The organism is Pseudomonas sp. NFPP28 (genome assembly GCF_900115535.1).
Taxonomy (GTDB): Bacteria; Pseudomonadota; Gammaproteobacteria; order Pseudomonadales; family Pseudomonadaceae; genus Aquipseudomonas; species Aquipseudomonas extremorientalis.
This window is the reverse complement of the sequence record NZ_FOWT01000003.1, coordinates 535,016-560,600: the sequence shown is the minus strand read 5'-3', so window position 1 is coordinate 560,600 and position 25,585 is coordinate 535,016. Positions and strand designations below refer to the sequence as shown.

General features: G+C 61.5%; 19 protein-coding genes. 15 read left to right on the top strand and 4 right to left on the bottom strand.

Annotated features, from left to right (window positions below; translation table 11 throughout):
• Positions 1-12: 12 nt before the first annotated feature.
• The 3 genes from tssM to BM110_RS11195 are packed head-to-tail and all read left to right on the top strand — an operon-like array spanning position 13 to position 4,939.
• Positions 13-3,387 carry a type VI secretion system membrane subunit TssM gene (gene tssM / locus BM110_RS11205; RefSeq protein ID WP_093513392.1) on the top strand — a complete coding sequence of 1,125 codons (3,375 nt, stop codon included), beginning with the start codon at positions 13-15 and terminating at the stop codon, positions 3,385-3,387.
• Positions 3,384-4,097: a PP2C family protein-serine/threonine phosphatase gene (locus tag BM110_RS11200; RefSeq protein WP_093121226.1), complete on the top strand. Its 714-nt coding sequence runs from the start codon at positions 3,384-3,386 to the stop codon at positions 4,095-4,097. Before tssM ends, BM110_RS11200 begins: the two co-directional genes overlap by 4 nt.
• Complete coding sequence (locus BM110_RS11195) at positions 4,094-4,939, top strand: serine/threonine-protein kinase (protein WP_093513391.1); 846 nt, start codon at positions 4,094-4,096, stop codon at positions 4,937-4,939. The genes BM110_RS11200 and BM110_RS11195 overlap by 4 nt, the downstream gene beginning before the upstream one ends.
• Before the next feature lie 4 nt (positions 4,940-4,943).
• Here the strand turns inward: BM110_RS11195 and BM110_RS11190 are convergent, their stop codons facing one another.
• Positions 4,944-5,273 carry a DUF6388 family protein gene (locus BM110_RS11190; protein ID WP_093513390.1) on the bottom strand — a complete coding sequence of 110 codons (330 nt, stop codon included), beginning with the start codon at positions 5,271-5,273 and terminating at the stop codon, positions 4,944-4,946.
• Positions 5,274-5,518: 245 nt separating this feature from the next.
• Between BM110_RS11190 and BM110_RS11185 the strand changes: the two genes are divergently transcribed.
• Positions 5,519-7,594 (top strand): EAL domain-containing protein, encoded by a 2,076-nt coding sequence (locus BM110_RS11185; protein ID WP_093513389.1) that lies wholly within the window; start codon positions 5,519-5,521, stop codon positions 7,592-7,594.
• Here the strand turns inward: BM110_RS11185 and BM110_RS11180 are convergent.
• The 3 genes from BM110_RS11180 to BM110_RS11170 are packed head-to-tail and all read right to left on the bottom strand — an operon-like array spanning position 7,591 to position 10,865.
• Positions 7,591-8,424, bottom strand: a complete 834-nt coding sequence (locus tag BM110_RS11180) for a metal-dependent hydrolase (RefSeq protein ID WP_092244265.1) — start codon at positions 8,422-8,424, stop codon at positions 7,591-7,593. The two genes, BM110_RS11185 and BM110_RS11180, sit on opposite strands and share 4 nt — an antisense overlap.
• A gap of 15 nt (positions 8,425-8,439) precedes the next feature.
• Positions 8,440-9,330: an SDR family NAD(P)-dependent oxidoreductase gene (locus BM110_RS11175; protein WP_071487974.1), complete on the bottom strand. Its 891-nt coding sequence runs from the start codon at positions 9,328-9,330 to the stop codon at positions 8,440-8,442.
• Positions 9,327-10,865 (bottom strand): flavin-containing monooxygenase, encoded by a 1,539-nt coding sequence (locus tag BM110_RS11170; RefSeq protein ID WP_092244262.1) that lies wholly within the window; start codon positions 10,863-10,865, stop codon positions 9,327-9,329. Before BM110_RS11170 ends, BM110_RS11175 begins: the two co-directional genes overlap by 4 nt.
• Positions 10,866-11,131: 266 nt before the next feature.
• Here BM110_RS11170 and BM110_RS11165 point away from each other — a divergent pair, with 266 nt between their 5' ends.
• The 11 genes from BM110_RS11165 to BM110_RS11115 all read left to right on the top strand — a co-directional run bounded on the left by BM110_RS11165 (position 11,132) and on the right by BM110_RS11115 (position 25,571).
• A complete protein-coding gene (locus tag BM110_RS11165) occupies positions 11,132-12,130 on the top strand; it encodes an alpha/beta fold hydrolase (protein WP_256575389.1) in 999 nt (332 codons plus the stop codon).
• A 303-nt stretch (positions 12,131-12,433) separates the two neighbouring features.
• Positions 12,434-13,714, top strand: a complete 1,281-nt coding sequence (locus BM110_RS11160) for an alkane 1-monooxygenase (protein WP_093513387.1) — start codon at positions 12,434-12,436, stop codon at positions 13,712-13,714.
• A 133-nt stretch (positions 13,715-13,847) separates the two neighbouring features.
• Positions 13,848-14,342, top strand: a complete 495-nt coding sequence (gene praA / locus BM110_RS11155) for an alkane oxidation protein activator PraA (RefSeq protein ID WP_093513386.1) — start codon at positions 13,848-13,850, stop codon at positions 14,340-14,342.
• Between the two features lie 132 nt (positions 14,343-14,474).
• Complete coding sequence (praB, locus tag BM110_RS11150; protein WP_071487970.1) at positions 14,475-14,969, top strand: alkane oxidation protein activator PraB; 495 nt, start codon at positions 14,475-14,477, stop codon at positions 14,967-14,969.
• A 397-nt stretch (positions 14,970-15,366) separates the two neighbouring features.
• Positions 15,367-15,882: an alkane oxidation protein activator PraB gene (praB, locus tag BM110_RS30020; RefSeq protein WP_093513385.1), complete on the top strand. Its 516-nt coding sequence runs from the start codon at positions 15,367-15,369 to the stop codon at positions 15,880-15,882.
• An 86-nt stretch (positions 15,883-15,968) separates the two neighbouring features.
• The gene (locus BM110_RS11140) at positions 15,969-17,426 is read left to right on the top strand and encodes an outer membrane protein transport protein (RefSeq protein WP_093513384.1); all 1,458 of its coding nucleotides are present in this window, start codon (positions 15,969-15,971) and stop codon (positions 17,424-17,426) included.
• Between the two features lie 263 nt (positions 17,427-17,689).
• Positions 17,690-20,215, top strand: a complete 2,526-nt coding sequence (locus tag BM110_RS11135; protein WP_092244247.1) for an acyl-CoA dehydrogenase — start codon at positions 17,690-17,692, stop codon at positions 20,213-20,215.
• A gap of 88 nt (positions 20,216-20,303) precedes the next feature.
• Entirely contained in the window at positions 20,304-21,647 is a 1,344-nt protein-coding gene (locus tag BM110_RS11130; RefSeq protein ID WP_093513383.1) for a 3-oxoacyl-ACP reductase, read from the top strand.
• 3 nt (positions 21,648-21,650) lie between these two features.
• Positions 21,651-22,541 (top strand): MaoC/PaaZ C-terminal domain-containing protein, encoded by an 891-nt coding sequence (locus tag BM110_RS11125; RefSeq protein WP_093121220.1) that lies wholly within the window; start codon positions 21,651-21,653, stop codon positions 22,539-22,541.
• Positions 22,538-23,836, top strand: coding sequence for an acetyl-CoA C-acetyltransferase (locus BM110_RS11120; protein ID WP_092244238.1), 1,299 nt, complete (start codon positions 22,538-22,540; stop codon positions 23,834-23,836). The genes BM110_RS11125 and BM110_RS11120 overlap by 4 nt, the downstream gene beginning before the upstream one ends.
• 31 nt (positions 23,837-23,867) lie before the next feature.
• The gene (locus tag BM110_RS11115; RefSeq protein WP_071487964.1) at positions 23,868-25,571 is read left to right on the top strand and encodes an AMP-binding protein; all 1,704 of its coding nucleotides are present in this window, start codon (positions 23,868-23,870) and stop codon (positions 25,569-25,571) included.
• Positions 25,572-25,585: the final 14 nt, after the last annotated feature.

Sequence of the window (25,585 nt, the reverse complement as noted above, 5' to 3'; positions counted from 1 at the left end):
TGGGAGCAATGAATGAACGCATTCTTCAGACGCGTGGGCAAGGTGCTGCGCGAGAGTTGGGTATGGAGCCTGTTGCTGGTGCTGGCCGGTGCGCTGCTGGTGTGGTTTGTCGGGCCGTTGCTGGCGGTAGACGACTACCGTTTCTGGCAGGGTTCGACGGCCCGTTTGTTGACCATCAGCGCAATGCTGCTGTCATGGGGGTTGGCGATGGTGGTTGTGGGGGCACGTCGCTCCGCGCGTTTGGATCAGCCTGGGCAGCTGGAACATCTTCAGCAGCAGGGGTTGATCAATGACGAAGTGGTGCAGGTGCGCAGGCGCTTCAAGGAAGCGCTGCAGACGTTGAAAACCTCACACCGCTACGGCGAGCGCAGTGAGCGTTCGCGCCAGGAACTGCCCTGGTTCCTGTTGATTGGCGAGCAGGGCAGCGGCAAGACCGACTTGCTGGCCGCTGCCGGGTTGCCAACGGCGCTCGACCGGACGCACGCGATGCCGCCAGGCGCCACCTCTTCCTGTGACTGGTATTTTGCCGACGACGCGGTGGTGGTCGAGATGGCAGGTCGATACCTGAGCCAGCCCGACCACAGTGTCGATGCAGCGGGATGGTCGACAATGCTGGACATGCTCAAGTCATGGCGCAGGGCACGGCCGCTCGATGGCGTGGTGGTGACGCTGTCAGTCGATACGCTGTTGCGCAGCAACGAACACGACCTGGAGCTTCACGCGCGCCATGTGCGTAACCGCTTGCAGGACATCCAGCAGTCACTGCAGGTAGATGTGCCGGTTTATCTGGTGCTGACGCAGCTTGATCGGCTGGCCGGGTTTGCCGAGTTCTTTGATGCGCGGCAGGGCGATGCCGCGGAAGGCTGCCTGGGTGGGTGCCTGGTGTCAGGCATGGCAGGCACTGATACCGCCGAGGTGCGCGAAACATTCGACGCCTTGTTGCAACGTGTGGGTGCCGAGCTGATCCCGCGCTTGCATCAGGAACGCAACCTTGAGCGCCGAGGCCGCATGCTAGGCTTTCCTCAGCATCTCGCTCGCCTGGGCGAGTTCGTCTGCCTGTTTATCGAGAGTACGTTTGCCGCCCATCGCTACCAGCGAATCAACGGCTTGCGCGGGTTCTACCTGACCTGTGCGAAGACAGGTGATGTGCGTGCCCATTTTGCCCAGGGCCTGTTCAATCGGGTGATTTTTGCCGAGGCCGGTCTTGCCGGGCTGCGTACCCCGGAGCGACAGCGCATACGTCGACGCCACGGGTTGATGGCGCTGGCCGCCTCATTGGTTGTGGGTACGGCCGGGGCGCTGTGGGCGCACAGTTACGCATTCAACTATCAGCGGCTGGTGCAACTGCGGGAGCTGATCAACCCCAAGCCTGTAGGCCAACCCGAAGCGGACGCCAGCCTGGCGTTGCTCGCGCTGTTGGACAGTCGCCTGGCGGCCACGGGAGTGTTTCCACCGGCGGCGCAGGTACCTTGGGTTGAGCGGGGCGGCTTGTATCAGGGCGAGTTGAGTCGGCCATCATTGAACAGCGCCTACGAGCAAGCCCTGCATCAGCAATTGCTCCCCTACGTGACCCTGCGGCTCGAACAACAGGTACGTGACAGCCTGGGTGATCGCGAGCAGTTACTGGACAGCCTTCGCGCTTACTTGATGCTCAACCTGCCCGAGCGACGTGATAAGGCCTGGTTGGCCGAGCATGTGGCGGGGCTGCGGACTGTTGGGTACATCGAGGATGCATCGACACACAAACGCCTGCACGAACACGTTGCACGGCTCGTTGAACAGGTTTTTTTGGCCCCGCTGAATGATGAGTTGGTCGCCCAGGCCCGCCTGGTGCTGCGCGGTGAGCCAATGGTAGAGGTGGTCTACCGGACACTGCGCGAGCAAGCTCGGCACCTGGAGCCCTTTCGCCTCGCTGAAAGCCCGGCGTTTTCGAGGGTTGAGCCCCCCATCCCGGGTTTCTATACCCGTAAATACCTGCAGTTTTTCGAAAGCCAGGGGCCACAGTTGGTCAATGCCATCGCCCAGGATAATTGGGTGCTTGGGGAGGCCGCAGACCTCAGCGTCGTGGACTTGCGCAAGCTGATGCTGGAGCTGGAACAGCGTTACTTCAGCGAATACGCCGACATCTGGAGTGATGCGCTGGGTCGAGTCAGGCTGCTGGAAAGCGACGACCTGAGGCACGATGCGCAGCAGCTCGCGAACTTGACTTCCGCCCAGTCGGCGCTGGTGTTGCTGTTGCGGCAAGTGCGGGAACACACGCGACTGCTGCCGACCCATGAGCGGTTTGGAGCGGTGAGCCAGCAGGTCGCTGAGCTGGGCACGCCGGTGTCCGGCTTGCTCACCCGAGCCTTGCCGCGCCAAACATTGCCGGATACTGCCCGGCGCGCATTGCTGCGTCGTTTCGAGCCCTTGCACCAATTGCTGGATGAAGAGCTGAACCCGACCGCCGAGTTGACCCAGGCCTTGCGCCTGTTGGATGAGTTGCACTTGCAAGTCTCGACACTGAACCGTGACAGTTCGCCCGAGCACGCGGCATTCAAGATGGCCCGGCAACGCATGGATGGACAGCAGCCGCTGTTGGGTAACCTGCGTGACGCTGCTGCTCGCTTGCCGCAGCCGCTCAAGGGCTGGTTGGACGGGATTGCCGAGCAAACCTGGCGCCATCTCCTTGATGACGCCTATGGGTATGTGAACCAGCGTTATCAGAGTGAGGTGTATGGCTTTTATGTGAAAGCCATCCGGCACCGCTACCCCTTCAATGCCGACGCCGGCAGCGATGTTGCCCTGGGTGATTTCCAGTCGTTCTTCAAACCACGGGGGGTGATGGAGCACTTCTATGACAGCTACCTGCGGCCGTTCGTCAGTGTCGAGGGGAGCCGCTATCGTTTGCGTGGCCTTGAGGGTCGCAGCTTGCCTGTTTCACGTTCGTTGCTCGACCAGTTGACACGCGCGCAGGTCATTCGCCAGGGGTTCTTCAGCGCAGACCAGGGGAATTGGGCCGTTCTGTTCACGCTGGCGCCCTACAGCCTGGACCAGGCCGTCAACCGTGCGACGCTGCGGGTGGGCGATCAGCAATTGGAATACCGTCACGGTCCCATCGTGCCGATGGCGTTCCATTGGCCGAGTGATGCGGACAATGGGCGCAGCAGCCTGGTACTGGAGCGCGGTACCGAGCGACCGCTGGGCATTGAAAAAGACCGGGGAGCCTGGTCGTTGTTCCGGCTTTTCGAACTGATGCAAAACGAGCCGGCCAGCGGCAGGGATGCACAGATACTCAAGGCCGACCTGGCCGGCCTGCGTGCCAACTACCTGCTCACCAGCCAACGCAGCCCCAGCCCGTTCCAGATGGCCACATGGCGCGGCTTCCGCCTGCCGGAGCAGTTGTGACCCGCGCGTACCCTTGGCGAAGTGCTGGCCGCACGGCGCAAGGCAAGCGTCGTGCGCGTAACGAGGATGGGTTCCTCGATTGCCCGCAACGCGGTTGCTGGGCGGTCGCCGATGGAATGGGAGGGCACCATGCTGGGAATGTGGCCAGTCAACGGGTGGTCAGCAGCCTCGCGGCGCTGCCAGGCCAAGGCAGCTTCGACCAGCGGGTCGAGGCCGTACAACGCTGCCTGCGGGGGCTCGACAGCCAGTTGCAGGCGGCCGATGGCCTGGCACGCGTCATGGGCAGTACGGTGGTTGTACTGTTGCTTGAGCGTGACCGCGCGGCGTGCATCTGGGCAGGGGACAGCCGATGCTACCTCTGGCGAGGGCAGCGTTTGTATCAGCTGTCCAGGGACCACTCCCTGCAACAGCAACTGATGGACAAGCAGCATGTGAGCCTGGAACTGGCCCGCGCTCATCCAGACGCCCGTGCCTTGACTCGTGCCATTGGCGCCGGAAAACCGCTGAGTCTGGAGATACTGGAACTGCGTCCCCATCCAGGCGATGTGTTCTTGCTGTGCAGTGATGGCTTGTACCAGGGGCTCAGCCACCGGCAACTGGGGCGTGCGATGAATGCCGGCACGCCCGGGCAGGTAGTGGAGCGGTTGTTCAGCGACGTGTTGCGTGGACCTGCGCTGGATGACCTCACTGCGGTGGTGGTGCAGCCATGAACGCCGCAGCCGGTCCGCCGAACCTGCTTGCGGGACGCTACCAGCTGGAGCGAATTCTCGGTTCAGGGGGCATGGGGGTGGTCTATCGTGCCCGGGATCTGCTGCATGAGGCGTTTGGCGAACCGGACGCGCGCGTGGCGCTGAAGCTGTTGGGTGAGACGCTCTGTGCGTCCACCGACGCCCACGTGTTGCTGTACAGCGAGTTCGCCCTGACCCGGAGCCTGCGACATGAACATGTGGTCCGGGCCTTTTCGTTCGAGGTCGACACGGCGCACCAGCTGGCATTCTTCACCATGGAAGTGATGCCCGGCCTGACCCTGGACCGCCTGCTCCCGGAATGCCCGCAAGGGATGGCGTGGCAGGCGCTGCAACCCATCGCCCTGCAACTGCTGGATGCGCTGGCCTACACCCACCGACAAGGAGTGCTGCATGGCGATGTGAAACCGGCGAACATCATGCTGGGGGAGCAGGGGATACGGCTGTTCGATTTTGGCCTGGGGCATGCTGAAGCGCAGGCAAGGGCCGGATTGCCCGGCCTGAGCCGCAGTCGCCTGAATGCCTGGACCCCTGCGTATGCAGCGCCGGAGCTGATAGCCGGAGGGCTTCCCTCACCCCGTGCCGATCTGTACGGGGTTGCCAGTGTGCTCTATGAGTTGGCCGAAGGACGGCGCCCCGGCGAACGTCAGCAGCATCAGCCGCTGCCGAGGCCGAGGCAGTTGCCCAGGCATTGCTGGCCTGCAGTGTCTTCGGCTCTGGCGATGGATCCTGAACAACGCACGGTGTCGGTCGCCGAGTTGCGCGAAGTGCTGGGCGGCGGGCGCCGTCTCTGGTTCCTGGGGTAGTGCGTTAGCCGGGCAGGTCGTGCAGTTGGCAGTACTCGACCCAGCTCAGGCCCGCCATCTGTGCCACCTCCTTGTGTACCTCACGACGCTGGGCGTCAAAGGCCTCACAGGAATCGGCGGTCAGTTTGAGGGTCAGCTCCCAGGCAAACAGGCCCTGGCGTTCAGCTTGCGCTTCAAAGGCTTCATGCAAGCGTTCGGCGCGGTACTGGGCCAGGGTTTCGCCCCTGGCCTGGGCAGCCAGCGGATTCAGGGTATCCAGTTCGGCGGCGACATCGGGGTGTTCATCGAGGAATCTGTCCAGCGCGCGCTGGTGGCTATCACCGGGTTGTGACAAAGGCTTACTCCAAACACAGGTCAGGGGGAGGGCGGATAGGCGTCATTGAAGCAGATTGAGCGATTGGCCTGGATCATAAAACTCAACTGTTTGGAAAAAACAGGGCCTGGCCTGTTATCCGATTCGGAAATTCACCCAGATGAATGGCAAAAGGCTTTCGCTCATTGGGCCAGGACGTGTAGCGTTAGCCGGTGCTTCCAGCCCTGCCTTGCAGGGACAGTGGGCGATGGGCAGAGGGATGGGTCATGGCGCAAACGCTGTTCAAGCTTTTCTTCACCCAACGCCTGGCTGCGTTGGCCAGCACTGAATCGCTGCGGGCGATCCGCGAAGGGCTGTTGTGGATCCTGCCTTGCCTGCTGGTCTCGGCGGGCTTTCTGATTCTGTCGGAATGTGCTCGCGTCCTTGGCTTCCACGCTCAGGTGGTGGCGTTCCTCGCCGGCCTGCACAACCAGATCAGTTCCGTGATCCCGCTGCTGGTGGCCGCGTCCATCGGTTACATGCTGGCGATCCAGCATCGCCTGCCCCAATTGCCCGTGGCATTCCTGTGCCTGGCCCATGTGGTGGTGGCGACATTCATCCTGCGGGACTACCCCAGGGCCTCGGCCACCTTTGTGCTGTTTATCGCCATTGCCTCGCCGCTGTTGAACGTTCCCGCAATTGCCTGGCTGCACCGCTACCGCTGGACCCGTCTGGTCAACGAAGACCTGGTGGGGCACAACCTGCGGGGCACGATCAATATGGTGCTGCCAGGCGCTATCACCGCCCTGGCATTGGTGGTGGTGCTGTCCTTGTTGCTGCAGATTCCGTATGTGGCGCAGTTGCAAGGCCCCCAGGTGCTGGACGCGCTGGAGTCGCCCTACGGCAGCGGCCTGTTCGTGACCCTGATGAATTCGCTGCTGTGGTTTTTCGGCATCCACGGCGTGTACGCCATGCAACCGCTGTTCGATGTACTGGACCAGGTCGTGGTGCTGAACAGCACGGCCCTGGCGGCGGGCGAGCCGGTCAAATATGTGTTGAACAGTGGCCTGTTGGGCAGCTTTGCGTTTATCGGTGGCTCGGGCGGTGCATTGTGCCTGTTGCTGGCCATCCTGCTGTTCTCCAGGAGCCAGTCCATGCGCTTGTTGGCGGTGGCGAGCCTGCCGCTGTCACTGTTCAACGTCAGCGAGGTGCTGCTGTTCGGCTTGCCGATCATCCTCAACCCGCGTTTGTTCATACCGTTTCTGATCGTCCCGGCGTTGAATGCCATGCTGGCGTTGACGGTGGTGCAGATGGGCTGGGTGTCGCCGGCGGTGGTCAGCGTGCCGTTCACCGCGCCGGTGCTGCTCAATGCCTATCTGAGTACCCACGGCGACCTGGCGGCGGTGGCGCTGCAAGTGGCGCTGCTGGGCCTGGGCACCCTGGTGTACGCGCCGTATGTGCGCGCGATCCATCGCCAGGCCAGTGAAGGGGGCACGGTGTACCTCAAGTCCCTGGACATGACCTTCCGTGGCCTTGAAGAAAAGGGCCGGCTGCGCGAGCTGGACCCGGTACTCGCCTCCCACAAGACCCTGGCGCGCCAGGCCGTGGAACTGAGCCGCATCCAGCAGATCAGCGACTATGAGTTCTACCTCGAATTCCAGCCGCAAGTCTCGACCCGCACAGGCCTGTGCACCGGGTGTGAAGCGCTGATGCGGGCCCGCGACGCCCAGGGCACGGTGCATTCGCCGTGGGAATTCCTGCAATGGCTGGCCCAGGCGCGGTTGATGCCGGATGTGGATGTGTGGGTAGCATCCCAGGCGGTTCGCCAGTACCAGAAGTGGCAGAAACTCGGTTTTGCCCTGCCGATGACCATCAATATTTCCAGCGCGACGCTGACCGACGCCGCCTTCGGCGAACGCCTGGTGGAGATCCTGGCCCAGGCCCATGGGCACGTATCGGTCGAGATCACTGAGGACGCCCTGGTCAGTGATATCCAGGTCACGCGCCAGACTATCCAGAAGCTGCAGGCCATTGGTGCCAAGGTGTATATCGACGACTTCGGCACCGGCTTTTCGGCCCTGAGTTACCTGCACCAGTTCCCGGTGGACTTCATCAAGATCGACCGCAGCTTCGTGGTGGCCCAGCACGACCCCAAGGGTGCGCAGGTGATGACCGGCATGCTGCGCTTCTGTGAGGCGCTGAACCTGGGCGTGGTGGTGGAAGGGGTGGAGACTGCCGAGCAGTTGGCCTTCCTGAATACCGGCGCCGAATTGATTATCCAGGGCTGGTATTTCAGCAAGGCGCTGCCGGGCGATCAGTTGGAAGGGTTCGTACGCGAACGCGCCGCCTTGGCGCAGGCTTAATACCCGCGCTGGGTCTGCTCGATCTCTTCGACCAGGCCATCGATCCCGGCCAGGCGCGCCCGATTGTCGTGGTCCCAGGGGTGAAAGCCGGGTTTGAAGTAGTGCAGCCACGGCACCAGCATTCGTGGGAAAACACCCTTCGGCCCATACAGAAACTTCAACATGCGCCAGAAACCCTTGAGGTGCCCACCCGACTTGCGGTCGGCAATCAGCAGGCGCAGGTGAAAGTCGAACACCACCAGCCAGAAGAACACCGTGGTGGTCAGCATGGTGCCGGTGCGCAGCAGATAGCGCTTGGGGCCGGGCTTGATCACGCGGTTCCATACATCGAACGCCACGGCCTTGTGTTCGGTTTCTTCCAGGGCGTGCCAATACCACATCTGCTGATAGCCCTTGAGCGAATTGCCGAAGCGCGACGGGTCGCTCAACAGGATTTCGGCCAGCATCGCCGTGTAGTGTTCAAGGGCAATGGTCACCGCCAGGTTGAAGGACGCAGGCAGGTGTTTTTTCTGCCAGTCGAGGATGAACTTCAAGCGCCGGTCCAGCGTATGTGCCGGCAACCCGGCGGCTTGCAGCAAGTCGTTGTAGGCCACGTGTTCGCGGCTGTGCATGGCCTCCTGGCCGATGAACCCCTGGATCTCTTTTTTAAGAGCTGGGTCGTCGATGTCCTGGCGATAGTGGCGCACGCTGTCCATGAAAAACAGCTCGCCCTGGGGAAACAGCAGCGACAGGGCATTGAAGAAATGCGTGATGAACGGGCCCTGTTCATGCCAGTCCTTGATGCGCTCGGCGGGCAGGGCGAAATGGATGTCACGGCGGATCGGCAACATAGTGCGTGCTCCTGTTCAGAGGTGGGGCTCGTCGTTGGTTTCAAATACCGGCGTGCGCGGCTTGGGCGCCATGCGCTTGCTGGCGAACACCACCAGGGCTTGATAGGCCGAGGGCAGGCAACGGGCGAGCAGGTCGAGGAAATACGCGTCGCGGCCGATCAGCACGCGGCGCTTGTTTTTGCGCACGCCGTGCAGGATCACTTTGGCGGCCTGGTCGGCGTCGGTGATGAACAGCTTTTCGAAATCGGCGCGGGCCTGCTGTTCGCTGTGGATCAGGAAGCCCGTCATGTTCGCGTCGATACGGCTGCTGCGGCAGATATCGGTGCGGATGCCACCGGGGTGCACGCAGGTGGCCGACACGCCGCAGCGTTGCAGGTCCAGTTCCTGGCGCAGGGATTCGGTGAAACCGCGCACCGCAAACTTGGTGGCGTTATAGCCGCTCATGCCGGGCTGGGCGAACAGACCGAATACGCTGGACGTATTGATCACATGGCCTTCGCCCGAGGCTTTCAGGTATGGCAGAAATGCTTTGGTGCCGTGCACCACGCCCCAGAAGTTGATACCGACGATCCATTCCAGGTCGGCATAGTCCACGCCTTCAACCGTGCTCGACAGAGCCACCCCGGCATTGTTGAACACCAGGTTGACCTGGCCGTGATCGGCCACGCAGCGTGCGGCCCACTCCTCCATGGCCTGGCGATCGGACACATCCAGTACCTGGGTGGTGACCGACACGGGGGCCAGGGTCGAGGTCTTGATCAGCGCCAGGGTCTGCTCCAGCCCCTGGCTGTTTTTATCTGCCAGCGCCAGGTGGCAACCTTCACGCGCCAGGGCCAATGCCAGGGCGCGGCCCATGCCGGATGCGGCGCCGGTAATTGCCGCTACGCGGCCATTGAATGACTTCATGACAGGCTGCCTTCCGGGGTGGAGTGGGGGGCCGGCACGGGGCGGCTGGGCAGGTTGACCGGCAACTGGTCGACCACGTAATCCTTGAGCGCAAACTGGCGGGTGACCTGCTTGAAGCGCCAGGTCGAGCCGGGCCACAAGGTGGTGTTCCTGCCGGTGCGAGGGTCGAGGTACCAGCTCTGGCAACCGCCGGTGTTCCAGATGGTGCGCTTGAGCTTGGCTTGCAACTGTTGGTTGTAGGCGCTTTCCACGGCCGCCTTGACGTCCACCGTGGCGATGCGGTGCCGCTGCATGTGCTGGAGGGCACCCATGATGTAAGTCACCTGGGCTTCGATCATCAGGATCATCGAGTTATGCCCCAAGCCAGTATTGGGCCCGACGATCAGGAACAGGTTGGGATAGCCAGGCACCGTGGTGCCCTTGTAGGCATGGGCGCCGTCTTGCCAGGTGTCCATCAGGTCCACACCGCCGCGCCCGATGATGCAGTCGCGGGGCAGGGGATCGCTGGCCTGGAAACCGGTGCCGAAGATCAGGCAATCGGCCGGGTGCTTGATGCCGTCGGCGGTGATCACGCCGTCGGCTTCGATGCGCAGCACGCGATCGGTGACCACCTCGACATTGCTGCGCGACAAGGCGGGGTAGTAGTCGTTGGAGATCAGCACGCGTTTGCAGCCGATGGTGTAGTCCGGGGTCAGAGTCTTGCGCAGGGATGGGCGGGCTACTTGTTTGTGCAGATGACGCAGGGCGATTTTCTGCACCATTTTCATCAGTCTTGGGTGCAGGGCAAAGCCCACCACGCGGCCTTCCAGCGCCCAGTAGAAAGCACCGCGCACCAAGCGCTGAGTGAAGGGCAGGTGCTTGAACAGCCAGCGCTCGAAAGGCGTAATCGCCCGGTCGGGCTTGGGCATGATCCACGGTGGCGTGCGCTGGAACAGGTCCAGGTGGGCCACTTGCGGCGCGATCTGCGGTACGAACTGAATGGCACTGGCGCCGGTGCCGATCACCGCGACGCGTTTGCCTTTCAAGGAGTATTCATGGTCCCACTGCTGGGAGTGGAAGCGCTTGCCCTTGAAATGATCGAGCCCCGGAATATCCGGTAACGCCGGACGCGACAGGCCGCCCATGCCCGACACCAGCACCCGCGCACTGACCTGGCGGCCACCGCTGAAGCTCAATTGCCAGCGTTGCAGGTGCTCGTCGAACACCGCTCGCTCCAGGCCCATGCCGAAGCGCAGATAGGGCGCCAATCCAAAGCGCGTGGCGCATTGCTCCAGGTACGCACGGATCTCCGCCTGCGGCGCGAACTGCCGCGTCCAGGCCGGGTTGGGTGCAAAGGAAAACGAATACACATGGGACTGCACATCACAGGCGCAGCCCGGGTAATGATTGTCCCGCCAGGTGCCGCCGAGGGTGTCGGCCTGTTCGGCGATAAAGAAGTCGGTGAACCCGGCTTCCTTGAGCTTGATCGCCATGCACAGGCCGGCAAAGCCGGAACCGATGATGGCGATGTCGATTGAATCACTCTGGGCATTCATAAGCAGTCCCTCGTGGGCATCGGATGTGCTCCTTTCTTGTTTTGTCTTTTAGATAGAACACCATTGCAAAGAAAAATTGAATTACTTATTTTAAAAAAGATTTTAAATAATCTACCTGAAAATATCGCCTACGCTAGTCCCAGGTTCCTCATGTGCCATTTGTCCGACGGACAGGCACGCCGTTCGGGTCCAGGGTGTGGACGATGGCCGAGGCTTTGATCAATTCCGGTCAGGTCGCCGGCAGCAGGGATGCAGAGGACCGAGCTATGGCTGTTGAATGGGTTATCGCTGCGGCTGTGTTTGTAGGCGCGAGCGCCGTGTTGTGGGGATTCAGTACGTGGATGACGCGGCGTATCGAAGCCGCCGTTCCGATCAACGGACGCTTTCTGGAGGTGAACGGCGAGCGCTTTCATTATTACGAGGAAGGCAAGGGGCCGCCGCTGGTGATGATTCACGGCCTGATGGGCAGCAGTCGCAACCTGACGTATGCCTTGTCCGGTCAGTTGCGCGAGCACTTTCGCGTGATCAGCCTCGACCGACCGGGGTCGGGCTATTCCACGCGCCATAAAGGCACTGCCGCAGACTTGCCGGCCCAGGCGCGTCAGGTGGCGGCTTTTATCAATACGTTGGGCCTGGATAAACCGCTGGTGCTGGGGCATTCCCTCGGTGGGGCGATTTCCCTGGCGCTGGCCCTCGACCATCCCCATGCGGTGTCGGGGCTGATACTGGTGGCGCCCCTGACGCACCCGCAACCGACCTTGCCACTGGTGTTCTGGTCACTGGCCGTGCGGCCTGCCTGGCTCAGGCGCTGGGTGTCGCGCACCCTGACGGTTCCCATGGGCCTGTTGACAAGACGCTCGGTGGTCAAGGGCGTGTTCGCACCGGACAGTGCCCCGCAGGACTTCGCCACCCGTGGCGGCGGCCTGCTGGGCATGCGTCCTGACAACTTCTATGCGGCCTCCAGCGAGATCGCCCTGGTCAACGACCACCTGCCGGACATGGTCAAGCGCTATCCGCAGCTGACGCTGCCCATCAGCCTGATCTACGGCGCACGGGACAAGGTGCTGGACTTTCGCAAACACGGCCAGGCCCTGGCCGACAAGGTGCCCGGCCTGAAGCTGCAAGTGGTGGAGGGGCGCGGGCATATGCTGCCGATCACCGCCACCGAACGGGTGGCGGAAGCGGTGCAGCAGCTGGCCAAGCGTGCGCGGCCAGCACAAACCGCCGCGATCCTGCACCCGCCGTTTGCCTTGGCGAACAAATAATCGTGGCCCTCGTTGCGGGTTGGACCGTCCGAAATGCTTGCCCTAGAGACCTGACCAAACAGCTGAAAAAGAGACTGCCCGGTCACGTAAAAAAGGCTTCGAAAAAGTAGTTGACGACCTAACGATTCCGCGCTATTTCTTTAAAAAAATATTTCAATGTTTATTTTGAAATGATTTTTGAAATGCCTAAGAGCGAATAAAAATGAAAAAAACGTCTTTTATCGCATGGTTGATTTCCTGGATTTCCTGGAGCACTCAGCGCTCCCTGAACCTGTTTCCTGCCCCCATGACACGGAGGCTGCCATGAATCAGACCCTGGCAGCCCCAAGCATCTGGACCGACGGCAAGCGTCACCTGTGGTGGCTGGGCATCCTGCCCCTGGCCACTCCGTTGCTCTCCGGCACACTGGCCATCAGCACCGGTACCCAGCAACTCTGGTGGGTCGGTGTACTGGTCATCTTCGGCCTGATCCCATTGATCGATGGCTTGCTCGGTGAAGACGTGAGCAACCCGCCCGAATCCGCTGTCGGCCACCTCGAATCACAAAGCTACTATCGCTGGATCGTCTACACCGGCGTGGTGTTTGTCATCTCCTCGGTGGTGATCACCGGCTGGCTCGCCGCGGGCGGAATCGACTGGATCATCCAGGGTGGCCTGTTGCAGGCTGCCGCCAACCTGGAGCCGTCCAGCTGGCTGTCCCACGCCGCCAGTTACATCACCGCACGTACTCAACTGCATGGCGAACCGAGCTGGTTCACCTACCTGGGCATGGCCATGTCGACCGGCGCCGCCACTGGCATCGCGATCAACACGGCCCATGAATTGGGGCACAAGCCCAACCCACTGGAAGTGTTCCTGGCCAAGGTCACCCTGGCACCGACCTTCTACGGGCACTTCTACACCGAGCACAACCGTGGCCATCACGTGCGTGTCGCGACGCCGGAAGATCCGGCCAGCTCGCGGTTGGGCGAGAGCTTCTGGGCCTTCCTGCCACGCTCGGTGTGGTTCAGCGCCCGCTCGGCGTGGAACCTGGAGCGCGAACGCCTGCGCAAGCTTGGTCTGCCGGCCTGGCACTGGCAGAACGGCGTACTCAGCGCCTGGATGTACAGCGTGGTCTTATGGGGCGCGATGATCGCCTGGTTGGGCGCGGCGGTGATTCCGTTCCTGATCATCCAGGGTATCTACGGCTTCTCGCTGCTGGAAGTAGTGAATTATGTGGAGCACTACGGCCTCAAGCGCCAGAAGTTGCCCAATGGTCGTTATGAACGTTGCTCGCCACGGCATTCATGGAACAGTAACCGTATTGTCACCAATATCTTTCTGTTCCAACTTCAACGGCACTCTGATCACCATGCCAACCCGACCCGTAGTTATCAATCGTTGCGCCACTTTGATGAGTCACCTCAACTCCCTTATGGCTACGCGAGCATGATTGTCTGGGCCTATGTACCGTACTTGTGGCGGCGGCGCATGGATCATCGCGTACTCAATCATTACGCCGGGGATATCACCCTGACCAACCTTCAGCCCTCACAGCGGTTGAAGTACCTGGAGAAGTACAGTAACAGCGCCAAGCCGTTCTAAGTTCAAGTAACCGGTTGTTGGCGTACTCGGGGCCTGCGTGCCGCGCAGGCTGCTTTTGCCCAAGGTTTACAAAACGAGTTGCAATACAGTGGTTTGACCCGAACAAAAATAATTAAAGGGAAGGACGTACACCATGCAATCACCTGCCAAGTTCACCACTCACATCGTATTGGCCGCGCTGGGCCTGATTGCCTATCACCAGGCCCAGGCTGCGCGCATCGAGCCGGCGGGCAGCGCCTTTACCGCCCAAGGCCCCATCAGCTTCTCCAAGGGTGCGCTGATCAGCGCCGACTGCACCATCAAGGTGGCCGGCAAGGTCGCGGCCGATGGTTCTTCGGTGAATGTCGACAAAGTGGAATTCGACGGCGGCCTCAAGTGCAGCCGCGTGGAAGCCATCAACTTGCCGTGGGTGTTAGTCGCCAAAGACACCAAGAGTGGTTCCATGTCGAAGATCAGCGTGGACGTGCATGCATTCGGTCTGGGCGGAAAGTGCGGACCTTCGACGGCTGATGGCACTTGGGATAACGCCACCGGCACGTTGGAAGCCGCCAATGTACCCATTGGCGAAGACTGCAAGATCAAGACGGTGTCGATCAAGATGCCGCCGAACTTCAAAGTTGTTGAATAACCGTCGGATGTTACAGCGGTAATTGAATTGAAATTTGGCTGGAAAGGGAAGTTCTGCAGATTCACCGTGACCTCTCGTTCATGGCCATTACCCCCGGCGAAATGACTTCGCCATAACATGTGAGGAAAAACAATGAAAAGCTTGAAAACCCTCGTATCGTTGTCTGCTTTGGCTGTTTGCATGGGTGCTGCTTCGATGGCGAACGCGTACAGCATCAGTCCTGTAAACACGAGCTTCACCGCGCCAGGCACCATCTCGGTGAAGTCGCCTTCGTCCTTCCAGGCCACCGTCAACTGTGGTGCCACGTTTACCGGGAATGTCGATGCGACAGGCGTGGCCAAGATCACTGGCGTTGCGGTCACCGGTGGCGGCCTGTGCGCGCTGCCGAAGATCACCGGTTTGCCTTGGACCCTGACTGCCACGGGCCCTGCCGCCGGTTCGGTGACAAACGTCGGCTATACCATCGCCAGCTCGATTCTGTACCCAGCCTCCAATTGCGGCCCTTCGACTATTACCGTGGGCTACAGCGGTGGTGTGCTGACCGCTGCCAACCAGACCCTGAGTGGCAGTTGCACCGTGGTGAGCCTGAGCGTCACCCCATCGCCGACGTTGACCATTGTTCCTTGATGGTTGTTTGAGAACAAAGGGCTGATCACCCCTTAAGAAGACAAGCGTCTCTGTTGAGGCGCTTGTTGAGGCGCGCCAGGTGTTCCCTTGAACGTGGAGTGTCCATTTATACCGAGTGAACGCTGTCATTAGTTCAGAGAGGAATACGTCAAGTGCAAAAGACGACTGTGATCGCACGTGTTTGTTTGCTTGATTTAATTCTGCGGCAGTGCCGATGGCCGCCTATTAACGTGAGTGTTGGCAATGGCCCGTATGGTCTTGATGTTTCAGCAACCCATCAAGTGCCGGCTGGCGGCGGTACGGTGGTATAGATGAGTGTCGAAGTGTCCAACGCTATTTTTATTCCTTGAATAACAGTTCACGCTCATATCAACCGTCACACAGGGAAGAAAAGGTAATGAAGAGTTTGATAGCACTCGTAAAGGCAGGCTCGATAGTGTTGTGTCTTGGCCTGGGAGCGGTTGCCAATGCGGCGTCTTTCAGTCCATCCGGCGCGATTTTAACGACCAGTTCGGGCGGGACTATAACCATTAAATCCGCGTCGACATTTGGAGCTGCGGTCAACTGCAGCTTCGCATTTACAGGCGTGGTGGAGCCAGAGGGTGCAGGGCTGAGAATCAACACCGTGTCACTTTCCGGAGGGGCGATCTGTGCCCTGTATCAGCCCACTGATTTACCCTGGCGGTTGACGCCTACCAGCATCGCCACTGGTCAAATCACCGGCATGGCCTTGACCTACGCGACGACCTCTCCCGCGTGGCCTGCGACTCATTGTGCTCCATCCACCGTCTCTGTCTCGCTGGCTAATACACCTGGCGGCTTGAGTGTGGGCGCGAGCAACCAGGCACTTACAGGTGGCTGCACCATTGTCAGCCTAGGCGCCGTGGCCCCAGGTATTACCGTGCTTCCCTGAGCGGGATGCACAGCAAATCAGGAAAACCAAGTAGCAACACGAGTCGGCTGGGGCCGACTCAGTGAGATAACAATAAGGAGTGCCGTATGAATAATAAAAAACAACAGGTACAGGTTCTGCTGGGCTTGGCATTAATGGGAGGGGTGATGGCTGCCGCGCCTGTACACGCCGGCGGTTTCTCTACGCCTACTTATGGGGCACCTGGTTGGGGCCGGGCCTTTGCTGGCGGTTCGTTGTTCAAGAACGATCCGAGTTCTGCGTACAACAACCCGGCAGCCATGGCTTTCGTAGAACATAACGTTGCGCAGTTTACGGTCGATTACGCGCGCATCAAGATCAAATACAAGGGGAGCGCCAATGATTACAAAGGCGACCCTATTGCCAATATTCCAATTGGGGACAACGGTTTTCCCGATATATCGGCGGCTGCGGTGAACAACAACGATGGGGGACAAGGCGGGTTTACGGCGTGGTTGCCGACAGGGTTCATGGTAATGCCACTTGGCGACCGCTTCGCTTTCGGTTTGAGCCAGGTGGTGCCCCAAGGCATGCGTTCGACATGGAATGAGGACTCCAAATTCCGTGATTTTGCCGTAGATACAAAGATCGAAACCGTTGGGTTGACAGGCTCTCTTTCATTCAAGGTCAATGATCAGTTTTCCATTGGTGGCGGTTTGATTGTTCAGCACAGCAAAGGTTTTGTGAGCCAGAACATCGATTTGTTTTCCGCGGCTTCCCTTTCCAACAGCCCTGAGCTGAGTGGTGTCCAATTTCCCTCAGGCGTGGGGGGCGCGCTGATGCGGGTCAAGGTCGACAATATTTCGACAGGCTGGTTTACCGGTGTGACCTGGAAACCGACTGATCAAGACACCTTGGGCCTTAACTATCATGCCAAGATCAAGAACAAGATGACGGGCAAGTACAATATTCGGGCGGACGCGTATAACTATGCCTTGATGACCCAACCCAGCCCGATAGGTGGCAACGGAACATTGGTTGAAGTGGCTTACCCAGGCCTAAAACTGTTCCCCGATGGTGCCCATGCCAGCACCCAGCTCGATATTCCGGCCACGGCTGGCTTTGACTGGGTGCACCAATTCAACGACCGCTTCACCTTGGGCGCGAGTGTGGTGTGGACGCAATGGTCATCGTTCAAGGATCTCACGCTGAAGTCTGGCGATATCAATATCGTCTCTATTCCTTACAACTACAAAGATACGTGGATGTATTCGGTCGGTGGCGACTTCCGCGCTACCGATGAGTTGACCCTGCGTGCCGGTGTCGCTATTGACCAGACGCCAACGCGTAATTCGACCCGTGATCCACGGATTCCGGACGGCGACCGCACCTTCCTCTCACTCGGAGCCGGGTACGATGTGAAAGCGATCAAGGGCTTGAGTTTTGACGTGGCCTACTCCCACCAGTTCGTACAGGAGGTCAAGCTGAAGACCAAGAACGTCGATCGCCTGGGGGGCGCCAGCCTTGACGGTAAAGCAGAATCGTCGGGCGATGTGGTCAGTCTCTCGGCAACCTACGCGTTCTGACGTTAAGAGGATGATGGAGAAGGGCATCAAGCGCATCTTGCTGCCCTTATCTGTGAGCGTCCTCCTATGCAGGGGTGATGAGCTCTTCACTATCACTTGAGCAGGCTGACGGGTTCAGCCGCTATTTTTTCGCCAATGAATTAAATAAAAATTTCAAAATAAAATTTGAATTTGCTTTTCCGAGTTTGTAGTGTGGCTTTACGCCGCCGCTCATTTCGAGCTGCATAGTGTTTGCCACGCCCTGATCGAGTAGAGGTATCCCCATGGTTATCTGGTTATTGGTGGGTGTCGCAGCTGCGATTGCCCTGGCGTATCGACAAGCCGCTGCCATTCACTGGCTGGGCGCTGGCCTGATCTGGCTGGCAGTCGGTTATCTGTTCAACGTGGTCGCCGGTTTCGGCATGACCGTCGCGGCGCTCCTGGTGCTTCTGCCTGCAGTGCTGATGACCATCAAACCCCTGCGCCGCACCTTGCTCACCAGCAAGGCTCTGGCGCTGTTTCGTACAATCATGCCCGCCATGTCCGACACCGAGCGCGCGGCCATCGAGTCTGGCACCGTGTGGTGGGACGCCGAGCTGTTCAGCGGCAAGCCTGACTGGCAGCGCCTGTTGCAAGCCGCGCCCGCCAGCCTGAGCGCCGAAGAGCAGGCCTTCCTCGACAACGAAGTGGAAACCCTGTGCGACATCGCCAACGATTGGGAAACCACCCAGGTCTGGCAGGACATGTCCCCCGAGGGCTGGCAATACACCAAGGACGCCGGGTTCCTCGGCATGATCATTCCCAAGCAGTACGGCGGCAAAGGCTTTTCCCACTATGCGCACTCGCAGGTGGTGATGAAGCTGTCGACGCGCTGCTCGGCGGCGGCGATTTCGGTGATGGTGCCCAATTCCCTCGGCCCGGCCGAACTGCTGCTGCACTACGGCACCGACGCCCAGCGCAATTACTACCTGCCGCGTCTGGCACGGGGGGAAGACATCCCGTGCTTTGCCCTGACCAGCCCGTATGCCGGCTCCGATGCCGGGGCGATTCCCGATCTGGGCATCGTCTGCAAAGGGATGCATGAAGGCGAGGAAGTGCTGGGCTTCCGGGTGACCTGGGACAAGCGCTATATCACCCTTGGTCCGATCGCCACGGTACTCGGCCTGGCGTTTCGCGCAGAAGACCCGGACGGGCTGCTGGGGGCGCCGGGTTCGCTGGGCATCACCTGCGCGTTGATTCCTACGTCTCACCCAGGCGTCAACAGCGGTCGCCGCCATTGGCCACTCAACGCCGTGTTCCAGAACGGTCCTACCACCGGCAAGGATGTGTTCATCCCGCTGGAATGGGTGATCGGCGGGCGCGAACAAGTCGGCAACGGCTGGCGCATGCTGATGGAATGCCTGGCCGCCGGGCGCGCGATTTCCCTGCCATCGGCCAACGTCGGCCTGGGCAAGGTCGCGGTGCGCGGCACGACCGCGTATGCGGCGATGCGTAAACAGTTCGGCCTGCCCATCGGCAAGTTCGAGGGGGTACAGGCGCCCTTGGCGCGCATGGCCGGGCACCTGTATGCCTGTGATGCGGTGCGTAAGGTGTCGGTAGCATCCCTGGATGCCGGTGAAAAACCTTCGGTGATCTCGGCCATTGCCAAGTACCACGTTACCGAACGGGCGCGGATCATCGTCAATGACGGCATGGACATCGTCGCCGGCAAAGGCATCTGCATGGGCCCGAATAACTTCCTGGCCCGCGCCTATCAGCAAAGCCCCATCGCCATTACGGTGGAAGGCGCGAACATCATGACGCGCTGCCTGATCATCTTTGGCCAGGGCCTGATCCGTTGCCATCCCTATGTGTTCCGCGAGATGGAAGCGGCGCGCAACCCTGATCGGCGCAAGGCGCTGGAAGCATTCGACAGTGCCATGTTCGGCCATGTGAGTTTTGTGCTGGCCAACACCGTGCGTGCGGTGGTGCATTCCCTTACAGGCGGCCGGCTGATTTCTGCTCCCGCCAAGACCGACCCCGCGCTGGCGTCCTACTACCGCCAGGCCAATCGCCTGTCGGTGGTGCTGGCATTGGTCTCGGACATTTCCATGGGCGTGCTGGGCGGAGCCCTCAAGCGCAAGGAAAGTATCACCGGGCGCCTGGGGGATATTCTGTCGCAGCTGTACATTCTGTCCTGCGTGCTCAAGCGCTTCGAGGATGACGGCCGGCCCCAGGCGGATTTGCCGCTGGTGCACTGGGCGGCCCAGGACGCCTTGCTGCGCGCCCATGAAGCACTGGCCGAAGTGCTCGACAATTACCCGTCGAAAGCCGCCGCCTCCGTGCTGAAGGCCTTGACGTTTCCCTTCGGCATCCCGCTGCGCAAACCGTCGGACCGCCTGCTGGCCCAGGTGGCCGATGTGGTGCAGACGCCGGGGGAAACCCGCGATCGCCTGCTGGCCAATTCCTACATTCCGCGTCCGGAAATCGACAAGCTGGCCTATGGCGAATTGGGCTTTCGCCTGTTGCCGCAAGTGGAGCTGATCGAGGCCCGGCTCAAATCCGCCGTCAAGCAGGGCCTGATCGAGCCGATGCCGATCTCCGCCACGGCGTTCACGACCTGGCGCGTCAAGGCGCGGGCACTGGACCTGATCAGCGACGATGAAGACACCTTGCTCGGGCGTTATGTGGAATACGCCGACCACGGCATTCAGGTGGACGACTTCCCGCAGGACTTCGGCTTGCTGGAGGCGTTGCAACAGCGCAAGCAAGCGCTGGAGCCGACGACGAAACGTCGCGCCAGCCAAAGCGAAAACGCCTCGGTCAATTAGGAAAAAAACCAATCAATGTGGGAGGGGCAATCCCCTCCCACACAGACCCGGTTTACACGGCATGTATGTGTGGTGAGTGAATCTATCTATGAGTGACAGCTACCTCTCGTTCGTCAATTCCCCCTGGGGCCGTCGCCTGGCCCAGGCCGTGGGTTTACCGCAACCGCTGCCGCTGCAACGCCATCGCAGCGGCCAGCACGGCCTGGTCAACCCGGTGATCGTCGCTGGGGCAGGGCGCCTGGCCGCTGAAGTGCAGCGTGTGTTCGCGGCCACCGACACGGTCACCGCCACCCCGGCCACGCCCAAGGCACCGTCCACGGTCAAGGTGCAGGGCGCAGTGTTTGACGCCAGCGCCGTGGCCAGTCTGCAGCAGCTGGACGAGCTGTATGAATTCTTCCACGCCAACGCCAAACGCATCGGCCACCATGGCCGTGTGGTGGTGCTCGGCACTGCGCCGGAACATTGCCAGGACTTGCCCCAGGCCATCGCCCAACGCGCCCTCGAGGGACTGGTGCGTTCGCTGGCCAAGGAGCTGCGCCGGGCGATCACCGTGCAGTTGATCTACGTGGCGCCTGGTGTCGCAGGCGCGCTGGACAGCAGCCTGCGTTTCTTCCTGTCGCGCCGCTCGGCCTATGTGTCCGGGCAAGTGGTGCGCCTGGAACAACCGGTAGATGGCCAGGTCACGGTCAACTGGGACAAACCCTTCGCCGGCCGCCGCGCCCTGGTCACCGGCGCTTCCCGTGGCATCGGCCTGGCGATTGCCCAGGTGTTAGCCCGGGAGGGCGCGCATGTGGTGTGCGTGGACGTGCCCCAGGCGCAAGACGCATTGCAGCAAGCCGCCACTAGCGTTGGCGGTTCCGCGTTGCCGCTGGACATCACTGCCCCGGACGCTGCCGGCTTGTTGCAGGCCCACACCAGCCAATACGGCGGGTTTGATGTGGTGGTGCACAACGCCGGGATCACCCGTGATAAAACCATCGCCAAAATGCCCGAGGCGGCGTGGCGCAGCGTATTGGCCGTCAACCTCGACGCACCGTTGCAACTGAGCCAGGCGTTGCTGGACAACCAGGGGCTCAATCCCGGCGGGCGCATCGTGTGCGTGTCGTCGATCTCCGGCATCGCCGGCAACCTCGGTCAGAGCAATTACGCCACCTCCAAGGCCGGTGTGATTGGCCTGGTGCAAGGCCTGGCACCCCATGCAGCGGCGCAGCAGGTCACGGTGAATGCGGTGGCGCCCGGGTTCATCGAGACCCAGATGACCGCAAAAATCCCGCTGATGATCCGTGAAGCGGGGCGGCGCATGAACTCGATGTCCCAGGGCGGTCAGCCGATTGATGTGGCCGAGACCATCGCCTGGCTGGCACACCCGGCTTCCGGCGGGGTCAATGGCCAGGTTGTACGCGTGTGCGGGCAAAGCCTGCTGGGGGCCTGAGCCATGGACTACGTGACGCAGATTATCGACCCGCCGCCATCGCGCACCCGCTTGCTGCTGGATGGCGTGCGCGCCTTGCGCAAACCCAAACTTGACGGCGCGCCGGTGCTGCCCAGGGAGCGCCTGGTGCGCGCGGCCGCAGAGTTGTCCGGCGCCGGCATTGAGGCCTATGGCCGCGCCTGCGGTTTTCGCCGCGAGCAGGGTGTGCCGTTGTCCTATCCCCATGTGCTGGCGTTCCCGCTGCACCTGATGCTGCTCACGCGCCCAAGCTTCCCGTACCCGGCCAGCGGCATGGTGCACCTGGCCAATCGCATTCGCCAGCACCAGCGCCTGCACCCGGGCCAGGCGTTGCGCCTGGAGGTGTACGCCGAGCGCTGGGTCGCCCATCCCAAAGGCCAGGCGCTGAGCATCGCCACCCGTGCCTACGGCGCCGACACCCTGGTCTGGGAGAGCGACAGCCTGTACCTGCGCCGGGACGTCAAGGACCCGGTCGGCCAGCCGTGGGACGACGTGTTGCCGTTGCAGGAGGAGGGTCTGTTGCGCACCCAACGCTGGGTGTTGCCCGCCGACCTGGGCCGGCGTTTTGCCAGGGTGTCGGGGGATTTCAACCCGATTCACACCTCGCTGATCGGCGCGAAACTCTTCGGTTTCCGCCGCGCCATCGCCCATGGCATGTGGACCCTGGGCCGGGCGCTCGCCGCCCAGCAACCGCCCGGCGGGCTGGACCAGGCCGAGGCTCATTGCGACTTCAAGCTGCCGGTCTTCCTGCCCGGCCAGGTAGCGCTGTGGAATCGCCCCGTGACCGGCCCGCGCCGTGAATTCGAAGTGCGCAACTTCGCTGGCGACAAGCCCCATATGCGTGGCCTATTCATTTGGAATGAGAGCGTTCGATGAGTGACTACAGCTTCAACCCGCCGCCGGCTCGCCGCGTGGCGATTATCGGCGGCAACCGCATCCCGTTTGCCCGCTCCAACACGGTGTACGCCCACGACAGCAACCAGGACCTGATGGTGGCCGCCTTGCAAGGCCTGGTCGACCGTTACAACCTGCACGGCCAGCGCCTCGGTGAGTTTGCGGCCGGGGCGGTGATCAAGCACTCGCGGGATTTCAACCTGGCACGTGAGTCGTTGCTCTCTACCACCTTGTCCCCGGACACGCCGGCCTACGACGTGCAGCAAGCCTGCGGCACCGGCCTGGAAGCGGCCTTGCTGGTGGCGAACAAGATCGCCCTGGGCCAGATCGAGGTAGGCGTTGCTGGCGGTTCCGATACCACCTCCGACGCACCGATCGGCATCAACGAATCCCTGCGCCACACCTTGCTCGCTGCCAACCGCGCCAAGGGCATGGGCGCCAAGTTCAAGACGTTGCTCAAGGTTCGGCCGTCGATGTTCTTCAAACCATTGCTGCCGCGCAATGGCGAGCCACGCACTGGCTTGTCCATGGGCGAGCACTGCGAAGCAATGGCCAAGCGCTGGCAGATCAAGCGACTGGCCCAGGATGAGTTGACCCTCACCAGCCATCAGCGCCTGGAAGCGGCCTACAAGCGCGGCTTCTTCGACGATCTGATCAGCCCCCATCGCGGGCTGGCAAAGGACAACAACCTGCGCGCCGACGCCAGCCTGGAGAAACTCGCCGGCCTGGCCCCGGCCTACGACCGCCAGGACGGCACGCTCACGGCGGGCAATTCCACGCCGCTGACCGATGGCGCTTCGGTGGTGTTGTTGGCCAGCGAGGCGTGGGCCGCCGAACACGGCTGGCCGGTGCTGGCCTACCTGCGTACCGGCGAAACCGCCGCGGTGAACTTCGTCGACGGCACCGAAGGCCTGTTGATGGCCCCGGCCTACGCAGTGCCGCGCATGCTCCAGCGTGAAGGTTTGAGCTTCAACGACTTTGATTTCTTCGAGATCCACGAAGCCTTTGCCGCCCAGGTGCTGTGCACGCTCAAGGCCTGGGAAGACGCCGATTATTGCCGCGAGCGCCTAGGCCTGGAGGCACCGCTGGGGGCCATTGACCGCGCAAAAATGAACGTCAACGGTGGCTCACTCGGTTGCGGCCACCCGTTTGCGGCCACCGGTGGCCGCCAACTGGCGGCGCTGGCCAAGCTCATTCACGAGAACGGGGGGGGGCGCGGCCTGATTTCCATCTGCGCGGCGGGCGGGCTGGGCATTACCGCCATCGTCGAAAAGTAGCTCTATCAAAAACAACAACAAGGAGACTGCCATGAACGCTGTAAGCCTGGAACACACCGAACGGGTCTGGTTGAACGCTTACCTGCCTGGCGTCCCGGCGGATATCGATGCCGGTATCGAGGACTATCCGTCGTTGCGCGAGGTGTTCCTGGAGCACCTGGATAAGTTTCGCGAGCGGGTCGCGTACGTCAGCATCGGCACCGAAATGACCTATGCCGACTGGCAGGTGCAAGGCTACGCTTTTGCGGCCTGGCTGCAGGGGCAGGGGGTCAAACAGGGCGACCGCGTGGCGCTGATGATGCCCAACTGCTTGCAGTACCCGATCTGCCTGTTGGGCACGATCCTGGCCGGTGCGGTAGTAGTCAATGTCAACCCGTTGTACACCGCCCATGAGCTCAAGCATCTGCTCAAGGACAGCGGCGCAGAAACCGTGGTGATCTTCGAGAACTTCGCCCACACCCTGGAAAAAGTCATCACCGGCAGCAGCGTCAAGCGCGTGGTGATCGCGGCCATCGGTGACCTGCTCGGCACCTTCAAGGGCGCAGCGATGAATTTCATCCTGCGCCGTGTGCAAAAACAGGTGCCGGCGTTCAACCTGCGCGGTTCGGTGCGCTTCAACCAAGTGCTGAAACAGGGGCGGGCACTCAACCATTTTCCGGTGGGGATGCATCTGGACGACCTGGCGTTTCTGCAATACACCGGCGGCACCACCGGCGACGCCAAGGGCGTGATGCTCAGCCACCGCAATATCATCGCCAACCTGCTGCAGGCCAAGGCGTGGGTGGGGGACCAACTGGACCAGGACAAGCAGGAAACCAACGTCACCTTGCTGCCGCTGTACCACATCTTTTCCCTGACGGTGAATTGCCTGATGTTCATGTGCCTGGGCGGGCGCAACATCCTGATCGCCAACCCACGGGACGTGAAACGGGTGCAGATGATCCTGCGCAAGGAGCGTTTCAACGGCATTGCCGGGGTCAACACATTGTTCAACGGCTTGCTGGAGAACAAGGAGTTCTGTGCGCGGGACTTTTCCGACCTGCGCATGGTGATCGCCGGCGGCATGGCCACCCACACGGCGGTGGCCAAGCGCTGGAAAGAAGTCACCGGGCTGCCGATCATCGAAGGCTACGGCCTGACCGAGTGTTCGCCGGTGGTGAGCATCAGCCCGATCAACATTGCGCGCATGCGTGAGATGGAGTTCACCGGCAGCATCGGCGTGCCCTTGCCGTCGACCTGGGTGCGCTTCATGCGCGAAGACGGCGAACTGGCCGACATCGGCGAGCAGGGCGAACTGCAAGTGCGCGGGCCGCAGGTGATGCAGGGCTACTGGAAACGCCCTGAGGCGACCGCCGAGGTGCTGGACGCCGACGGCTGGCTGTCGACCGGCGATATCGGCGTAATGGACGAGCGCGGCTATATCCGCCTGGTGGACCGCAAGAAGGACATGATCCTGGTCTCGGGCTTCAACGTGTACCCCAATGAAATCGAGGATGTGGTGGCGCTGCATCCAGGCGTGGGCGAAGTGGCGGCGATTGGGGTGGAAGATGGCGTGACGGGGGAGAGGGTGAAAATCATCGTGGTGCGCAAGGACCCGAACCTCACGCAGGAGCAGATTCTGGCGCATTGCCGGGAGTACCTGACAGGGTACAAGGTGCCCAAGTTCGTGGAGTTCCGTAGCACTGAACTGCCCAAGACCACCGTCGGCAAAGTACTGCGCCGGGCCTTGCGCTGACCTCGAATTGTCTA

What these genes read in the sequence shown, in the direction of transcription:
- BM110_RS11170 (WP_092244262.1), bottom strand. Translation starts at nt 10,865, where the DNA reads ATGAATGCCCAGAGTGATTCAATCGACATCGCCATCATCGGTTCCGGC.
- tssM (WP_093513392.1), top strand. Translation starts at nt 13, where the DNA reads ATGAACGCATTCTTCAGACGCGTGGGCAAGGTGCTGCGCGAGAGTTGG.
- BM110_RS11135 (WP_092244247.1), top strand. Translation starts at nt 17,690, where the DNA reads ATGGTTATCTGGTTATTGGTGGGTGTCGCAGCTGCGATTGCCCTGGCG.
- BM110_RS11120 (WP_092244238.1), top strand. Translation starts at nt 22,538, where the DNA reads ATGAGTGACTACAGCTTCAACCCGCCGCCGGCTCGCCGCGTGGCGATT.
- BM110_RS11165 (WP_256575389.1), top strand. Translation starts at nt 11,132, where the DNA reads ATGGCTGTTGAATGGGTTATCGCTGCGGCTGTGTTTGTAGGCGCGAGC.
- BM110_RS11130 (WP_093513383.1), top strand. Translation starts at nt 20,304, where the DNA reads ATGAGTGACAGCTACCTCTCGTTCGTCAATTCCCCCTGGGGCCGTCGC.
- BM110_RS11140 (WP_093513384.1), top strand. Translation starts at nt 15,969, where the DNA reads ATGAATAATAAAAAACAACAGGTACAGGTTCTGCTGGGCTTGGCATTA.
- BM110_RS11125 (WP_093121220.1), top strand. Translation starts at nt 21,651, where the DNA reads ATGGACTACGTGACGCAGATTATCGACCCGCCGCCATCGCGCACCCGC.
- BM110_RS11185 (WP_093513389.1), top strand. Translation starts at nt 5,519, where the DNA reads ATGGCGCAAACGCTGTTCAAGCTTTTCTTCACCCAACGCCTGGCTGCG.
- BM110_RS11175 (WP_071487974.1), bottom strand. Translation starts at nt 9,330, where the DNA reads ATGAAGTCATTCAATGGCCGCGTAGCGGCAATTACCGGCGCCGCATCC.
- praA (WP_093513386.1), top strand. Translation starts at nt 13,848, where the DNA reads ATGCAATCACCTGCCAAGTTCACCACTCACATCGTATTGGCCGCGCTG.
- BM110_RS11115 (WP_071487964.1), top strand. Translation starts at nt 23,868, where the DNA reads ATGAACGCTGTAAGCCTGGAACACACCGAACGGGTCTGGTTGAACGCT.
- BM110_RS11160 (WP_093513387.1), top strand. Translation starts at nt 12,434, where the DNA reads ATGAATCAGACCCTGGCAGCCCCAAGCATCTGGACCGACGGCAAGCGT.
- BM110_RS11195 (WP_093513391.1), top strand. Translation starts at nt 4,094, where the DNA reads ATGAACGCCGCAGCCGGTCCGCCGAACCTGCTTGCGGGACGCTACCAG.
- praB (WP_071487970.1), top strand. Translation starts at nt 14,475, where the DNA reads ATGAAAAGCTTGAAAACCCTCGTATCGTTGTCTGCTTTGGCTGTTTGC.
- praB (WP_093513385.1), top strand. Translation starts at nt 15,367, where the DNA reads ATGAAGAGTTTGATAGCACTCGTAAAGGCAGGCTCGATAGTGTTGTGT.
- BM110_RS11180 (WP_092244265.1), bottom strand. Translation starts at nt 8,424, where the DNA reads ATGTTGCCGATCCGCCGTGACATCCATTTCGCCCTGCCCGCCGAGCGC.